This window comes from Amycolatopsis sp. TNS106, assembly GCF_019330265.1.
Taxonomy (GTDB): Bacteria; Actinomycetota; Actinomycetes; order Mycobacteriales; family Pseudonocardiaceae; genus Amycolatopsis; species Amycolatopsis lurida.
The window spans coordinates 4394622-4408967 of sequence record NZ_CP024972.1 but is presented as its reverse complement, the minus strand read 5'-3'; the positions used below and the strand labels follow the sequence as shown (position 1 = coordinate 4408967).

At 69.6% G+C, this 14346-nt stretch carries 16 protein-coding genes and 1 tRNA gene; 8 read left to right on the top strand and 9 right to left on the bottom strand.

Translation table 11 applies throughout. The annotated features are described in order from the left end of the window. Positions 1 to 19 precede the first annotated feature (19 nt). The gene (locus CVV72_RS19785; RefSeq protein ID WP_370641794.1) at positions 20 to 1510 is read left to right on the top strand and encodes an MFS transporter; all 1491 of its coding nucleotides are present in this window, start codon (positions 20 to 22) and stop codon (positions 1508 to 1510) included. Here the strand turns inward: CVV72_RS19785 and CVV72_RS19780 are convergent. From CVV72_RS19780 to CVV72_RS19765, 4 genes are all read right to left on the bottom strand, one after another. Continuing rightward, positions 1450 to 1914, bottom strand: coding sequence for an SRPBCC family protein (locus tag CVV72_RS19780; RefSeq protein WP_219145238.1), 465 nt, complete (start codon positions 1912 to 1914; stop codon positions 1450 to 1452). The two genes, CVV72_RS19785 and CVV72_RS19780, sit on opposite strands and share 61 nt — an antisense overlap. Before the next feature lie 29 nt (positions 1915 to 1943). Further along, positions 1944 to 2942 carry an aliphatic amidase gene (locus tag CVV72_RS19775; RefSeq protein ID WP_219145237.1) on the bottom strand — a complete coding sequence of 333 codons (999 nt, stop codon included), beginning with the start codon at positions 2940 to 2942 and terminating at the stop codon, positions 1944 to 1946. After that, on the bottom strand, positions 2929 to 3552 hold the full coding sequence (locus CVV72_RS19770) for an AmiS/UreI family transporter (RefSeq protein ID WP_219145236.1): 624 nt from the start codon (positions 3550 to 3552) through the stop codon (positions 2929 to 2931). Before CVV72_RS19770 ends, CVV72_RS19775 begins: the two co-directional genes overlap by 14 nt. 83 nt (positions 3553 to 3635) lie before the next feature. Beyond that, on the bottom strand, positions 3636 to 4661 hold the full coding sequence (locus CVV72_RS19765; protein ID WP_219154026.1) for a substrate-binding domain-containing protein: 1026 nt from the start codon (positions 4659 to 4661) through the stop codon (positions 3636 to 3638). Positions 4662 to 4799: 138 nt separating this feature from the next. Between CVV72_RS19765 and CVV72_RS19760 the strand changes: the two genes are divergently transcribed. Then, positions 4800 to 5210, top strand: coding sequence for a MarR family transcriptional regulator (locus CVV72_RS19760; RefSeq protein ID WP_219145235.1), 411 nt, complete (start codon positions 4800 to 4802; stop codon positions 5208 to 5210). A 3-nt stretch (positions 5211 to 5213) separates the two neighbouring features. On the opposite strand, the gene CVV72_RS19755 is transcribed toward CVV72_RS19760, so the two are convergent. Next, the gene (locus tag CVV72_RS19755; RefSeq protein ID WP_219145234.1) at positions 5214 to 5825 is read right to left on the bottom strand and encodes an MFS transporter; all 612 of its coding nucleotides are present in this window, start codon (positions 5823 to 5825) and stop codon (positions 5214 to 5216) included. A 240-nt stretch (positions 5826 to 6065) separates the two neighbouring features. Here CVV72_RS19755 and CVV72_RS19750 point away from each other — a divergent pair, with 240 nt between their 5' ends. The 3 genes from CVV72_RS19750 to CVV72_RS41730 all read left to right on the top strand — a co-directional run bounded on the left by CVV72_RS19750 (position 6066) and on the right by CVV72_RS41730 (position 6702). Then, positions 6066 to 6242 carry a hypothetical protein gene (locus CVV72_RS19750; RefSeq protein WP_219153729.1) on the top strand — a complete coding sequence of 59 codons (177 nt, stop codon included), beginning with the start codon at positions 6066 to 6068 and terminating at the stop codon, positions 6240 to 6242. A gap of 17 nt (positions 6243 to 6259) precedes the next feature. Next, complete coding sequence (locus tag CVV72_RS41735) at positions 6260 to 6385, top strand: hypothetical protein (protein WP_255632746.1); 126 nt, start codon at positions 6260 to 6262, stop codon at positions 6383 to 6385. 194 nt (positions 6386 to 6579) lie between these two features. After that, the gene (locus CVV72_RS41730) at positions 6580 to 6702 is read left to right on the top strand and encodes a hypothetical protein (RefSeq protein ID WP_255632745.1); all 123 of its coding nucleotides are present in this window, start codon (positions 6580 to 6582) and stop codon (positions 6700 to 6702) included. Positions 6703 to 6959: 257 nt separating this feature from the next. On the opposite strand, the gene CVV72_RS19745 is transcribed toward CVV72_RS41730, so the two are convergent. The 3 genes from CVV72_RS19745 to CVV72_RS19735 form a co-directional block, all read right to left on the bottom strand. Beyond that, a tRNA-Arg gene (locus tag CVV72_RS19745) sits at positions 6960 to 7033 on the bottom strand. A gap of 242 nt (positions 7034 to 7275) precedes the next feature. Then, the gene (locus CVV72_RS19740; protein ID WP_219153728.1) at positions 7276 to 7665 is read right to left on the bottom strand and encodes a peptidase inhibitor family I36 protein; all 390 of its coding nucleotides are present in this window, start codon (positions 7663 to 7665) and stop codon (positions 7276 to 7278) included. 186 nt (positions 7666 to 7851) lie between these two features. Next, positions 7852 to 8901, bottom strand: a complete 1050-nt coding sequence (locus CVV72_RS19735; protein WP_219154025.1) for a LacI family DNA-binding transcriptional regulator — start codon at positions 8899 to 8901, stop codon at positions 7852 to 7854. A gap of 121 nt (positions 8902 to 9022) precedes the next feature. Between CVV72_RS19735 and CVV72_RS19730 the strand changes: the two genes are divergently transcribed. Then, a complete protein-coding gene (locus CVV72_RS19730; RefSeq protein ID WP_219153727.1) occupies positions 9023 to 10201 on the top strand; it encodes an MFS transporter in 1179 nt (392 codons plus the stop codon). A gap of 62 nt (positions 10202 to 10263) precedes the next feature. Then, complete coding sequence (locus tag CVV72_RS19725; protein WP_219153726.1) at positions 10264 to 11397, top strand: sensor histidine kinase; 1134 nt, start codon at positions 10264 to 10266, stop codon at positions 11395 to 11397. Here CVV72_RS19725 and CVV72_RS19720 read toward each other — a convergent pair. Further along, on the bottom strand, positions 11371 to 12009 hold the full coding sequence (locus CVV72_RS19720) for a histidine phosphatase family protein (RefSeq protein WP_219153725.1): 639 nt from the start codon (positions 12007 to 12009) through the stop codon (positions 11371 to 11373). The genes CVV72_RS19725 and CVV72_RS19720 overlap by 27 nt on opposite strands. 42 nt (positions 12010 to 12051) lie before the next feature. Here CVV72_RS19720 and CVV72_RS19715 point away from each other — a divergent pair, with 42 nt between their 5' ends. Continuing rightward, positions 12052 to 14079, top strand: coding sequence for a cytochrome c oxidase assembly protein (locus CVV72_RS19715; RefSeq protein ID WP_219153724.1), 2028 nt, complete (start codon positions 12052 to 12054; stop codon positions 14077 to 14079). Positions 14080 to 14346 lie beyond the last annotated feature (267 nt).

Here is a 14346-nt window from a genome sequence, read left to right as displayed (position 1 = left end):
AGAGGGAACCGACCGGCTGATGAGTAACCGTCGGTTCCCGTTCACCGAGGGAGATCCGATCTTGAGCAACTCGCAAACGCTTCCGCGCGCCGACCGGATGGGCGGGCGGGCCTGGGGCGTGCTCGTAGTGCTGTGCGGCGCCATCTTCCTGGAGGGCATCGACGTCGCGATGCTGAACGTGGCGCTGCCGTCCATCCGGGCCGAACTCGGGCTGTCGACGGCGACGCTGAGCGGCGTCGTGAGCGCCTACGTCCTCGGCTACGGCGGGTTCATGCTGCTGGGCGGGCGCGCCGCCGACATGTACGGCCGCCGCCGCATGTTCCTCGCCTGGCTGGTGGTGTTCCTCGTCTTCTCCGGGCTGGGCGGGTTCGCCACCGAAGGCTGGATGCTGCTGCTCGCCCGGTTCGTCACCGGCGTCGCCGCGGCCTTCATGACCCCGGCCGGGCTGTCCATCATCACCACGAGCTTCGAGGAGGGCCCGAAACGCAACAAGGCGCTGCTGTTCTACGCCGGCACCGGGGCGGGCGGCTTCTCGCTCGGCCTGGTCATCGGCGGCCTGCTGACCAGGATCGACTGGCGCTGGGTGTTCTTCACGCCGGTGTTCCTGTCCGCCGTCATCCTGCTCGCCGCGCTGTGGCTCATCAAGGAACCGGCCGGTGAGGAACGCGTACCGCGCCGCCTGGACTTCCCCGGAGCGCTCACCGTGACCGTGGCGATGCTGCTGATCGCCTACGCGGTGGTCCGGCTGGAACACCCCGGACAGGGGTGGGGCTGGACCCTCGCGTCGTTCGTCGGGGGAGTGGCGGCGCTGGCGGCCTTCGTGGCCGTCGAACGGCGCTCACCCGCGCCACTGGTGAGGCTGGGCATCCTGAAGTCGGGCCCGCTGGTGCGGGCGAACTTCAGCGCCCTGCTGTTCGCCGGTTCGTTCTTCGGATTCCAGTTCCTCGTCACGCTGTACCTGCAGGAACTCCGGGGCTGGTCGACCTTGGAAACGAGCCTCGCGTTGCTGGCGGTCGGGATCGACGCGATCCTCGCGCCGACGCTGACCCCGCGGCTGGTGGCGAGGTTCGGCAACACCCGGCTGATCTTCGGCGGACTCGTGCTCGCCGCCGTGGCGTACGCGCTCTTCCTGCCGCTGGGCCTGGACTGGACGTACGCGGCGATGTTCCCGTCTATGATCATCCTCGGGCTGGGGTTCGCGCTCGCCTACGGTCCGCTGACGATCGTCGCCACCGACGGGATCGCCGAGGACGAACAGGGCATCGCGGGCGGGCTGCTGTACACGGCGTTCCAATTCGGCGCGGCGCTCGGGCTGTCCGCGGTGACCGCCGTCAACGTCGCCGCGCTCGGCGACGGTTCGCGGGAGGCCGCGCTCGGCGGTTTCCGGGCGGCGCTGGTCGTGCCGCTGGTGATGGCCGTCCTCGCCGCGATCGTGATCGCGTCCGGCCGTCAGCGCGTTTCGGCGAAGGAAGCCAGGTTGGCCAGTGAAGAGGCGATCCCGGCCTCGTGATCGGCCTGGCCGATGCCGGACGGCACGTCCGTCGCGGTGACGGTCACCTCGGTGCCGTCACCCGCGGCGGCCAGCCTCCAGGTCATCGTCATGGTGCCCGCGAACGCCGGGTCCTCGGACTCGAAGACGGCACTTTGCACCACGCGTTCCGCGGGCACCAGCTCGGCGAACCCGACCTCGACGACGTCCGTCGCGTCCGACGATTTACCGGGCGCGGCGGACGCGTCGAGGTAGGTGAGGATCATGCGGAAGCCGCCGCCGGGCCGCGGATCCCAGTGCTCGATCCGGCCGCGCATCCCCTCGGGTGGTAGCCAGGCTTCGAGCGACTCCCGGTCCAGGAGCGCCTGGTAGACGGTCTCGGGCGGGGCGGCGATCGTCCGGCTGCCGCTGTCGATCCTGTCCATGGCGCCGAGTCTAGGGCGCGCTGTCCTCGTCAGGGGTGCTGTGGAGTGATGGTGTCGCGGGTGATCGACTCGACCTTCTCCTGCGCCTTCTTGGCGTCGGTGACCCAGAGCTTGTAGAAGTCGAACGGGCATTCGGCCACGCCCTTGTCGCCTTCGTCCGCGTCCTGCACGCCGGTGTAGCCGCGGTGCAGCAGCTTGAAGATGTGGTTCTGCGACTGGTCGTAGGTGCGCGCGTCGCGGATCGCCGAAACCGACAGCTGCGCGTACTGGATCCCGTATTCCTCCTCGCCGGTCTCGCCGAGCGTGCGCCCGTCGAAGCCGATGATCGCGGAATGGCCGAAATACGAGTACACGCCGTCGAAACCGGCGGCGTTCGCGACGGCCACGTAGCAGTTGTTGGCCCACGCCATCGCCTTGGCCATCAGGACCTGCTGCTCCTTGGCCGGGTACATGTAGCCCTGGCAGCGCACGATCAGTTCGGCGCCCTTCATCGCGCAGTCGCGCCAGATCTCCGGGTAGTTCCCGTCGTCGCAGATGATCAGCGAGATCTTCATCCCCTTCGGGCCGTCGCTGACGTAGGTCTCTTCGCCCGGATACCAGCCTTCGATCGGGCACCACGGCAGGATCTTGCGGTACTTCTGGACGATCTCGCCGCGGTCGTTGATGAGCACGAGCGTGTTGTACGGCGGCTTGGCCGGGTGGTCCTCGTGCCGCTCGCCGGTTATGGAGAAGACGCCCCAGGTCTGGGCTTCCCGGCACGCGGCCGCGAAGATCTCGGTCTCCTCGCCGGGAATCGTCGCGGCGGTCTCGTACATCTCTTTCGGGTCGTACATGATGCCCTGCGTCGAGTACTCGGGGAACACCACGAGATCCATGCCGGGAAGCCCGGACTTCATGCCCACCACCATTTCGGCGATCTTGCGGGCGTTGGCGAGGACTTCGGCCTTGGTGTGCAGCCGCGGCATCTTGTAGTTGACCACCGCGACACCGACCGTGTCCGGGCTGGCGGAAATGTCACCGTGTCGCATGAAGACTCCTTTTCTCCGAACGGTTTTCCAGGACGTCGAGGGAACCGGCGGCCGCTACGAGCGCCACCGCGATCGCGGCCGCCAGCAGCGCGGTGCCGCCGTCGCTGCGGTAGGCACCGGTGAGACCGAGGAAGGCGGGCACCGTGCACGTCGGCTGGCTGAGCAGCAGGACGGTCCACCCGGTGAACCGGGTCAGCCGTTCTTTTCCGAGGCCGAGCACCAGGAAGAACAAGGTCCACAGCAACGCCCAGGACAGCCAGATGACGCCGAACACCGGGTCGTCGTCGTGCCAGAAGGCGATCCCGGCGTACACCACGGCGGCACCCGCCACGAAGAGCGAGAACCAGCCGATGCCTTCGGGTGCCAGGCCCGCGAGATTCGCGATGCCGACATACAGATAGGTGAAACCGAACAGGTACAGGCCGGACGCGGCGAGGATCGCGTCCGGGTTCCCGGCCGCCTGGACGATCAGCACGGTCGGGGTGACGCACTGCAGCGCGCCGACGAACAGGTTCAGCACCGCCGCCGAACGCGGCGGTATCCGGCCGAGCAACATCAGGCCGTTGATCATCAAGGCGGCGCCGACGTAGAGCAGGCCCACGTTGCCCATGCTCACCTCCGCATAATGCGCGTCACATGAAATAATTCCAGATGAAAGTATGTGGCGTGCCGGAGCGAGTCAAGGGGTGGTTTTCAGAGCCGGGTGAGGACTTCGAAGTCGTAACCGTCGGCGACCGCGAGATGGACGTGCTGATCGGCCTGCTGTCCGCGGAACTCGATCGTGCCGCGGGGGCCGTGATAGGCGACGCCGTCGATCGCCGCGTTGAGCGCGGGAAGTTTCGACGTGCCCGCTCTGCCGACGAGTTCGGCCAGCGTGTGCAGGCCCTCGTAACAGGATTCGGCGGCGTTGTTCAAAGCCGGGGCGCCGGGGCCGTTGCGGCCGACGTACCGGCCGAGCAGGTCCATCGCGTCGGCGGTGACCATCGAGCGGAAGTAGGCGGCGGAGACGTAGAGATTGCCGGTGGCGTGCGCGCCGCTCGCGAGGAGCATGTTCTCCTCCATCAGCGGGCTGAACCGGAGCAGCCGGTCGCTGAGCCCGTGCGCGGCGAAGGCCCGGTTGAAGCGCACCGCGTCCTGCCCGACCAGCAACATGAGCACACCGTCGCTTGTGGACCGTTCGACCTGGCGGACCACCGTGGACATATCGCCCGCGCCGAGCCCGACGAACGCCTCTCCGGTGATGCGCAGATCGAGATCTTTGGCGTACTGGCGGATCGCGCGGGTCGACCGGTGCGGCCAGACGTAGTCGTCGCCGACGACGAACCAGCGCCGGGCGCCGAGGTGATCGCGCAGCCAGCGCAGGGCGGGCTCGATCTGGCAGCGCGGCGTCTCGCCCGTGCAGAAGATGCCGGAGCGGCGCTCGCCGCCTTCGTAGAGCGAGGTGTACACGTACGGCACCCGGTCGGCCACGACCGGCGCGAGCGCGTGCCGGATCGACGAGATGTGCCAGCCGCTGACCGCGTCGACCCGTCCGCTGCCGACCAGCCGCCGTACCTCGTCGGCCACGCGCGCGGGAGTGCCGCCACCGTCGACCACCTCGGCCTCGACCTGCCTGCCGAGGATGCCGCCGGATTCGTTGAGTTCGTGGACGGCCAGCTCCGTGATCGCCTCGCACGACGGGCCGAACAGGCCTGCCGGTCCCTGCAACGGGATCACCATGGCCACACGCCAGGTGTCGTCGCGGGGCCGGGTGGCGAGGCGTGGGGGCATGGCGCTCCGTGCGGTGGCCCGGTAAGGTCAAAGTGCTTTCACCTGGAAGTATTGCGAGGGTGTCCGGTTTTGGCAAGGGGACGGGATATGGGGACACGCGGTGTCACGACCGCCGGAACGTCGCTCACCGGCTCGCTCACCCGCGCCGCCCGTGCCGTCGCCGCCAGGGTGGAGCAGGTGCTCGTCAAGGAAGGCCTCACCCTGGACCAATGGCTGGTGCTGGACACCCTGAGCGGCAAGGGTGGTCTCGCCATGGCCGACCTCGCCGACCGGACGCTCGCCACCGCCCCGACGCTGACCAGGGTGGTCGACAAACTCGTGACCACCGCGCAGGCCTACCGCGAGGTCGACGCCGCCGACAGGCGCCGCGTCCTCGTCCACCTCAGCGCCCGCGGCCGGGCGACGCACCGGCGCGTGGCGGCGAAGGTGTCGGAGGTCGAAGCCCGGCTCGACGTGCCGGACGAAGTGCTCGTGGTGCTGCGCGCGCTCGGCGGCTGAAGGTCAGGCGTGTTTCGGCTTGGCCACCGCGACGATGCCGATGATCCCGGCGACAACGAGTGCGGCGAACACGAACAGCGCGGCCACCACGAACACCACGCGAAAGCCGGTGGCGTCCGAGAGCAGCCCGCCGAGAACCGGTGCGGCCACCAAGGCGAGGACGCCGAGGCCCGCCATCGCCCCGGCCGCGGCGCCGCGACCGGTCCCGAGCCGCCGGATCAGCGCGACGGTCACGCCGAGGACGGCACCCGCGCCGAGCCCGGTGAGCAGCCGCCCGACCAGGAGCAGGCCGCTGCCGGGAACGAAGGCGACCAGAAGCACGCCGAGGAGCATCAAGACGATCGCGGGCACGGTCACCGACGTCGGGAACCGTGCGCCGAGGACCAGCCCCGCCGGGAACGCGATCGCGGCCGCGACGACATACGCGACGAGCCCGCTCAGCAGCAGGGACTGGCTCGACATGCCCAGATCGATCCCCAAGGGGGACTCACCGTCGAACCGGTAGATCACGGTGAGCAGGAACAGTCCGATGAGCGCGGCGAACCCGGGTCCGATGAGCAGCCACCAGGGAGGACCGTCGGTGGGACGCGGGTCGCGCTGCGGCGGCACGTACATGCGGACAACCTATAGCGCCCGGCGAAGTGATCGGGCCGCTTCGCCGCTCAGCGGTCTCTTTTCTTCAGGGGCGATGGCGCCTGGTTCCGGTGATTGGCGATGAGGGTTCTCACCGTCTTTACCGCTCACGAGGTTCAGTACCGGCGATTTCCCGTGATCGACCGGCCGCCACGCGTGATTCGGCGGACGACACGCGTGCTTGGATGGACGACACGACCACGGCCGGCTTCGTAGGGTGCCGTGCAGGAGGAACTGTGGGCGGCGCTGGACCACCGCGACGTTTCGGCAGTGCATCTGCGCCGGGAACTCGCGAGGGCGTCCGGCGATCCCGAGGTCGTCATGCCGGCGGTGTTCACCAGCGCCCTCGGTTTTCGCCTCGGCCGGTACTGGCCGGACGGGGCACCCTCGGGTTCCTGAGACGGCGGGGCCAGCAGGTGAAGATCCGCGGCTACTGGATCGAGCTGGGTGAGGTCGAGGCGGCGCTGCTCGAAGCCCCTCACGTCGCGCAGGCCGCCGCCGTCCACGGCACGGGGGAGCGGACCGGCGGCTGGTCGCGGTGATCGCCGGAGCGTCCGATGTGGACAGTACACTCGCCGCCGTCGCGACCAGGCTGCCCGCACACAGTCCCGGAGCGGCTCGTGACGATGGGCGGGCTCCCGTTGAGCGCCAACGGGAAACTCAACTGGGTGGCGGTCGCCGCGCTGGCCGCCCTGGCACGCGTCGAGGCCTGCGCGCGACCCGGATGCTGGAAACCGTGCGCAACCGGTACGACGTCGTCCTGCCGATGCGGACGTTGTTCTCCGCTCCGACGGTGGAGGGCGTCGCGCGGCAGCTGGCCGCTCTGGCACCCGAAGCGTCGGAGGAAGGGAGCCTCTGAGGCCACATCGGTGAATCACTGGCGCCGGACCGGAACTCCTCGGTGGACTTTGACCAGGGAATCAGCTGAATCCAGGGCACCGTGATCCGGGTCACCGGAGCGGGCTGATCGGTCAGGACCACACCAAGAGTCCGGCCGGAACGCCCTCTCGAAGGATCGCACCCACGACTGGCCGCACGACGACTTCGCCGTACTCGGCATTGTGGAGTTGAGGGGCCCCTGGCCACTTGCGTGACCAGGGGTTCCCTCTGGCGGCGTGCCCCCGGCAGGACTTGAACCTGCGACCTAGAGATTAGAAGGCTCTTGCTCTATCCAGCTGAGCTACGAGGGCCGACGTCGGCGACGTTGGGTGCCGCCCAGCATCGGCAGCTTAGCCGTCGCCAACCTGTCGATCGTTCGACACCGCCAGATCGTTTCAGTTCGAGCCCACCCTTTTTTGGAACGCCCGTGAGCGCGTCACGACGCGGGGTGACGCGCTCACGGGCCGGGGCCGCTTCGGGGGAGCGGCCCCTGGGTTCGCGCAGGTCGCGAGTCGACTCTTCCGCGAGCGACCGGCGCGAACCGCCGGGGTGGTCAGTCCCAGATCTTGAGGGCGCGGATCACGAACGGTCCCTGGGGTACGTAGGTGCCACCACCCGGATAGGTGATGAAATCTCCTTCTGTCGTGCATTCCTCGCTCTGGTAAATCGTCACGTCCCGGCTCAGCCGGTTGACGAACGAATGCCCGTCGAAGCCTTCGGGTAAGGGAATGCATTCGTCGGGATTGGCGGTGCGCAGGTCGAATTTGTGCACCGCGCCGCCGTACGAATCTTCGCCCCACACGCAGAACTCGCCCTTCTGGCAGGCGGGTTCAGGTGACGCGGTGGTGGCACTCGCGACTCCGACGCTGCTCAGCAGGCCGAACATGGCCAGCAGGAGCACGTGCGGGAGGCGGGCGCGCAGGTTCGTCAAACGTCGTTGCATGGTGGTTCTCCCCCGTGAATCGGCGGCTCGGCCGCCGTCGGTGAATGTGTGATTCCACGATGGCGCGCGGGGGAGGGTTTGTCTGCCCGCATTTTTACTTCTGTGGATAAGTAGTAGTGCGCCGCTCGATCGGGGCGAGTTGTCCACATATCGCCGGGGCCGCCTTGCGCGTGGCGAAATCGGGTGCTAAGCGGGCGCGGTGGAGTCCCGGACGACCAGTTCGGCGGGTACCTCGGCCGGCGCGGGGGCCTTCTCCCCGCGCAGCAGGCCCAGCACCAGTTCGCCGGCCGCCCGTCCCTTGGCGGCGAGGTCCTGCCGGACCGTCGTCAGCGGTGGTTCGGACCACCGGGCGGGCGGGACGTCGTCGTAGCCCACGACCGAAAGGTCGCCCGGCACCGACAGGCCGAGCTGCCTGGCGGCCGAAATCGCCGCCAGGGCCAGGAGATCCGACATGCACAGCAGCGCCGTCGGCCGCGGTCGCCGGTCCAGCAGGCCGAAAGCGCTCGGGAGAGCTCCTTCGATCGACAATCCGGACGCCTCCCAGATCGGCACGTCCGCCGCCGGGATCCCCGCCTCGGCCAGCGTCTCCAGGTATCCGGCCATCCGTTCGCGGTTGTCGTGGAACCGGCTGTTCCCGGCCTCGGCCGCGCTCAGTTCACCGCCGCGCGGCGCCGAGAGGCACTGCGCCGAGAAGATCCCGATCCGCCGGTGCCCGAGCTCCACCAGGTGCCGGGCCGCGGCGGCCGCTCCGGCCCGGTCCGCGACACCGATCCTCGCCGAACCGCGGATATGCGGCTGGTCGATGACCACCAGTGGCAGGCCCCGGTCCCGGACCGCGGTCAGCGCCGGCGCGCCGTCGGCCAGCGAATACGCCACCGCGATGTCGGCCTGCGCGGTCAGGATCCGTTCCGCGCGCGGTCCGCCGCTCTCGCCGTCGCCGGGCAGCAGCAGAAGGGCGTGGCCCTCGGGGTCGACGACGGTCGAAAGCGCGTCGAGGGTGACCGACAACGCGGGATCCGAGAAGGCCGTCGAAAGATTCGTGTCGAGCAGGACGGCGATCGCGCCGGTGCGGCTGGTGGCGAGACTGCGGGCGGTCGGGTTCGGCCCCGCGTACCCGATCTTCTTGGCCGCGCGAAGCACCTCTTCCCGCAGCTGGGCGGACAGCTGATCGGGCCGGTTGTAGGCGTTGGAGACGGTCGCCCGCGACACCCCGACGGCGTCGGCGACATCGTCCAACGTCGGCCTTCGCCGTCTGGTGCTGGTCACCGCGGCAGTCTAGTCCCGGCAAGGGCCGGTGGACTTTCTGAAGCGCTTAAGTCATTCTGGTGGAAGGGGAATCGAAAGGAGACTGGGGTCTATGCGTGACCGTACGGCCGTTTTCGTCGTGTTCGCGCTCAACGGGGCCGCGCTCGGCTCCTGGGCGCCGCGGACGCCGGCGTTATCGGAAAGAGTGGACGCGTCTCCGGGTGTCTTCGGGCTGGCCCTGCTGGGCGCCAGCGTCGGCATGCTGATCGCGGCCTCGGTTTCGGGGCGGCTGATCGAGCGGTACGGCGCCCGCGCGGTGGTCGCGGGCAGCACGGTCATCGCCTGCGCGGCGCTGCCGATGATCGGCTTCTCGACGTCGGTCGCCCTGCTCGCCGGGGCGTTGTTCGTCCTCGGGGCGAGCGTCGGCGCGCTCGACGTGGCGATGAACGTCGCCGGAGTCGAGGTGGAGCGCCGGTCCGGACGCGCGATCATGCCGATCCTGCACGCCGGATTCAGCTTCGGCGCGCTCGCGGGCTCCGTCGCCGCCGGATTCGCCGCGTCGCACCAGTGGTCGCCGGGGAGGCATCTCACGGTCGCCGCGCTGGCCGCCCTGGTGGTGCTCGCCTTCGTCATCGCCGCCGTGCCCGGCGCGCGGCCCGAACACAGCGAACCCGTCGAGAAGCCACGAGTGCCGCCGATCAAACGTCCCGTCCTCTGGCTGCTCGCCGCCATCGCGCTGTTCTCGGCGATCGCGGAGGGAGCGAGTTCGGACTGGTCCGCCCTGCTGATGACGTCCGTGCACGACGTCGGCGACGGTGCCGCCGCCTTCGCGTACTCGGGGTTCGCCCTGGCCATGGCGCTCGCCAGGCTCGCGGGCGCCTGGCTGCAGAACCGTTTCGGCGCGACACGTGCGCTGGCGGTGGGTGCCGGGATCGCCGCGGCAGGCCTTGTGCTCGCCGCCCTGGCCCCCGTTCCGGTGTTCGGGTTCGTCGGCTTCGCGCTGGCGGGTGCCGGGCTCGCCGCGGCCTTCCCGATCGCGTTGAGCCTCGCGGGCGCGTCCGGCAAGCGCGCCGACGGAACCGGAGGCGAGCGGGAACTGGCTTTCGTCACGGCGATCGCCTACACCGGCTTCCTTGCGGGGCCACCGCTGATCGGCGGGATCGCGCAGGTGACGTCGCTTTCGGTGTCGTTCCTGTTCGTCGGGCTCACCGCCGCGCTGATCGTGCCGTCCGCGGTGGCGGCGGCGCGGGCGCGGAAACGGGAGGAGGTCGCCGAACCCGTCGCCCGTTGACATCCCGGTAAACTGAGATGAATGCGCTTCGGTCGCTGTTTCAGTGAGGCTAATCCGGGAGGGTGCTGATGCTCGGGGGTGGCGGAGGTATCCCGGCGCGACTGGTGCGGACCACGATGCCCTGGCTGGTCCTGGTCCCGGTGGCGTTCCGGCTGGCGATGCTGGTGCAGGCGCTGTGGGTGGCGGGCCCGGGGTCGTCGCTGCTGTGGACCTTCGTGGCGCTGCATCTGGTGCCCAACGTCGTCGCGGCCGTCTGGATCTTCCGCTGGTCCGCGGCCGGGACGAGGCTGGTTCCGTTGGTGGACAGCGCGTTCGCCGTGCTCTTCGTCTTCGGGGCCGCGCCGTTCGCCCAGGACACCGCGATCACGTCGATCACCTGGACCCATCTGATGGGCACGGTGATGGTCTGGACCCTGCTGCGCGGCGCGACGGCCGGGGCGCTGGCCATCGTGGCCGCGGTGCTGTCGCACACCCTGCTGGACCCGGCTTCCTCGCTCGGTCTCCTGCTCACGCTCGGGACCGCGCTGGTGGTGTCGCTCGCCGTCGCCGGCCTGGTCGGCGCGTCGATGCGGTTCGCGGTCGGGTTCGGGGAGCAGCAGGGCCGGGCGGCGGAACGCGAACGGCACCGCCGCGACGTCCACGACACCGTCCTGCAGGTGATGGAGTCGTTCGCGATCCCAGCGCCCGCCGACGAACTCGACCCGGCGGCCAGCCTCGATCGCGTCCGCCGGACCGCTCGCGCCCAGGCGATGCGCATCCGGATCAGCCTCGAACACGAATCCGCCGAAGGGATCGGACTGCACCAGCGGCTGCGGCTGCTCGCCGCCGAAATGGCCGCGGAGGGGCTGCGCGTCGAGGTCGTCGTTCAGGACGACGCCGCGCCGGAGCTTTCGGCGGAGGCGGCCACGGCGCTGCACGACTCCGCCAGGGAAGCCCTGCGCAACACGTTGAAGCACTCCGGGACCAGGCGGGCCGTCGTGAGCATCGAAGAGATCGGCGGCGGGGTTTCCTTGACGGTGCGTGATCACGGCGCCGGTTTCGACGTCGGGGCCCGGCGGACCGGGTTCGGCCTCGAGAACTCGATCATCGCGCGGATGGCCGAGATCGGCGGATTCGCGCGGATCGAATCCAGCCCGGGACTGGGCACGAGGGTGGTGCTCCTCGCTCCCTCAGTCCTGAGTCTCCCCGTCGGGTGAGTCCCGCCATTGGCGGAACGGACGGTCCAGCGTCCACTTGCCGCCCTTCCGCTCCACGACGCGGTATTCGCAGGTCTTCGGGTTGGACAGCGACTCGAACAGCTCGATGCTCCAGCCGAAGAGCCGACGGCACAGCAAGCGGATGGTGAGCCCGTGTGAGACGACCAGCACGGTTTCGGGGTGATCTTCGCCGCACGCCGCCAGCTCGCTGAGGAACGCCGCGACCCGGTCGTCGACGTCCGCCCCGGACTCGCCGAACGGGAGCCGGTAGAAGAAGTGACCGAACTCGTGGCGGCGCTGTTTCTGGACCTCCTGCTCCAGCGGGTCCTGGAGGTTGCCCCAGTCCTGTTCCCGCAGCCTCGGCTCCGGCACGATCCGCTCGCAGGAATCCCCGATGTCCAGCAGCCGCAAGGTTTCCCGCGTCCGCAGATACGGGCTGACGTAGACCGCCGTCCGCTGCCCGCCGAGGACCTCCTCGAGTTCCGGACCGGCCAGCTTCGCCTGCTCCCGACCGGCGTCGGTCAGCGGCAGGGCGTGGTCGGGGATCCGGGTGTAGGCGAGCTCGTCGACGTTGCCGAGCGACTCGGCGTGCCTCAGCAGGATGATCCGCACGCCGCCATCTTGCCGGTTGCGCGTTCGGCATACCCTCGTGACGTGCCTTCAGACCCCGAGACGAAACCGGCCCCACCCGCGCGGAAGGCCGGTGTCCTGCCGCTGGTGTCGATCGGGGCGCTCCTGGCCGCGGTGGTGGCCGTCGGCCTGGTCGCGCTGACCGGTGGCGCCGGTTACGTCATCGCCGGACTCCCGGACCCCGGCCTGGTGACCCGCTACGGCATCACCGTCGTGCGGGTGCTGGCCGAGGCGGCTTCGGTGCTGTGCGTGGGCTCGCTGCTGCTCGCCGCGTTCCTCGTCCCGCCGCAGAAGTCCGGCACGCTCGCCGCCGACGGCTACGCGGCCATCCGGGTCGCCGGGGTCGCCGCGTGGGTCTGGTTCTTCGCGGCCGCCGCGTCGATCTTCTTCTCCGCGGCCGACGGCGCGGGCCGCCCGTTCACCGAGGTGCTCTCGCCGCAGGTGCTGGTCGACCTCGTCGACGCCATCGAACAGCCGAAGGCCTGGCTGTTCACCGCGTTGATCGCGTTGCTGGTCGCGCTCGGCTGCCGTCTCGCCCTGACCTGGGGCTGGACGACGGTGGTCTTCTTCCTGTCCGTCGGCGGCCTGGTCCCGGTCGCGGTCACCGGGCATTCCGCGAGCGGCGGCTCGCACGACATGGCGACCAACAGCCTGCTCTACCACCTGGTCGCCGCCGCGTTGTGGGTCGGCGGGCTGGTGGCGCTGCTGGCGCTCGGCTGGCGCCGCGGCGAGAACCTCAAGCTGGCCGCGACGCGGTTTTCGAAGCTGGCGCTGGTGTGCTGGATCGTGATGGCGGTCTCCGGCATCGTGAACGCGCTGGTGCGGATCAGGATCGCCGACCTGTTCACCACCGACTACGGCCTGCTCGTGGTCGCGAAGGTCGTCGCGTTGCTGTTGCTCGGTGTCTTCGGGCATCAGCAACGGCAGAAGGGGGTCGCCGGGCTGGTGAACGGCGCGGGCGGCGGTCAGCTGCTGCGGCTCGCCGCGGTCGAGGTGCTGATCATGTTCGTCACGATCGGCATCGCCACCGGGCTCGCGAAGACCCCGCCTCCGCAGGAAGCGCTGACCCAGCCGTCGACCACGGAACTGCTGATCGGGTATGACCTCTACGGTCCGCCGACCGTCTTCCGGCTGCTCACGGACTGGCGGTTCGACCTCGTCTACGGCACTCTCGCGCTCGTTCTCGCCGGGCTGTACCTCGCCGGGGTCCGTCGGCTGCGGCGCCGCGGCGACACCTGGGCCACCGGCCGGACGGTCGCGTGGCTGGCGGGCTGCTTCGTCCTGCTGATCGCGACGTCGTCCGGTATCGGACGGTACGCGCCGGCGATGTTCAGCGTGCACATGGGCAACCACATGTTGCTGTCCATGGTGGCGCCGGTGCTGTTCGTGCTCGGCGGCCCCGTGACACTCGCGCTGCGAGCGCTGCCCACGGCGGGCAAGGACGCCCCTCCCGGACCGCGTGAATGGCTGCTCGCCTTCGTGCACTCGCCGCTCTCGCGGTTCCTGACCCATCCGATCGTCGCGTTGCTGCTGTTCGTCGGTTCCTTCTACGGCCTGTACTTCTCGGGCCTGTTCGATTCGGCGCTGAACTACCACTGGGCGCATCTGGCGATGAACGCGCACTTCCTGCTCGCCGGGTACGTCTTCTACTGGCCGGTGATCGGCGTCGACCCGGCGCCACGACGGCTCCCGCCGCTGGGACGGCTGGGGATGATGTTCGCGGCCATGCCGTTCCACGCGTTCTTCGGGATCGCGCTGATGAGCATGCAGACCGTGCTCGGGCAGGACTTCTACCGCGGCCTGAAGCTGCCGTGGGTCACCGACCTCCTCACCGATCAGCGGCTCGGCGGCGGGATCGCGTGGGCGTCCGGTGAGCTGCCGGTGCTGCTGGTGCTCGTCGCGCTGCTGGTGCAGTGGGCGCGGCAGGACGAGCGTGAGGCGCGGCGCCGGGACCGCCGCGAGGAAGCCTCCGGTGACGCGGATCTGAACGCCTACAACGCGATGCTGAAGAAACTCGCCGACCAGGGGCGGGGGCCTGGGCAGGGCTCTTAGCCGTCGGCCTGACGGACAGTGGCCGCGCGTCGCGAAAGCCACTTTCGCGACGTGTGATGTCCCGAAAGTGGCTTTCGCGACGTGCGCCCCGCCCTTGCGCCCCTAAGTAGCCCGAGCCGCCCCACTACCACAGCCCTCCGACAGCCGGCGCTTTCCGCCGCCGAGTTGTCCACAGGAAGCCCACACCGGCCGGAGTTGTCCACAGATCCGGTTTTCGTCCCTTTTAGCCCTTGAGTCCGAGGCAATCTGTGCTCAAGGGAAACGCCG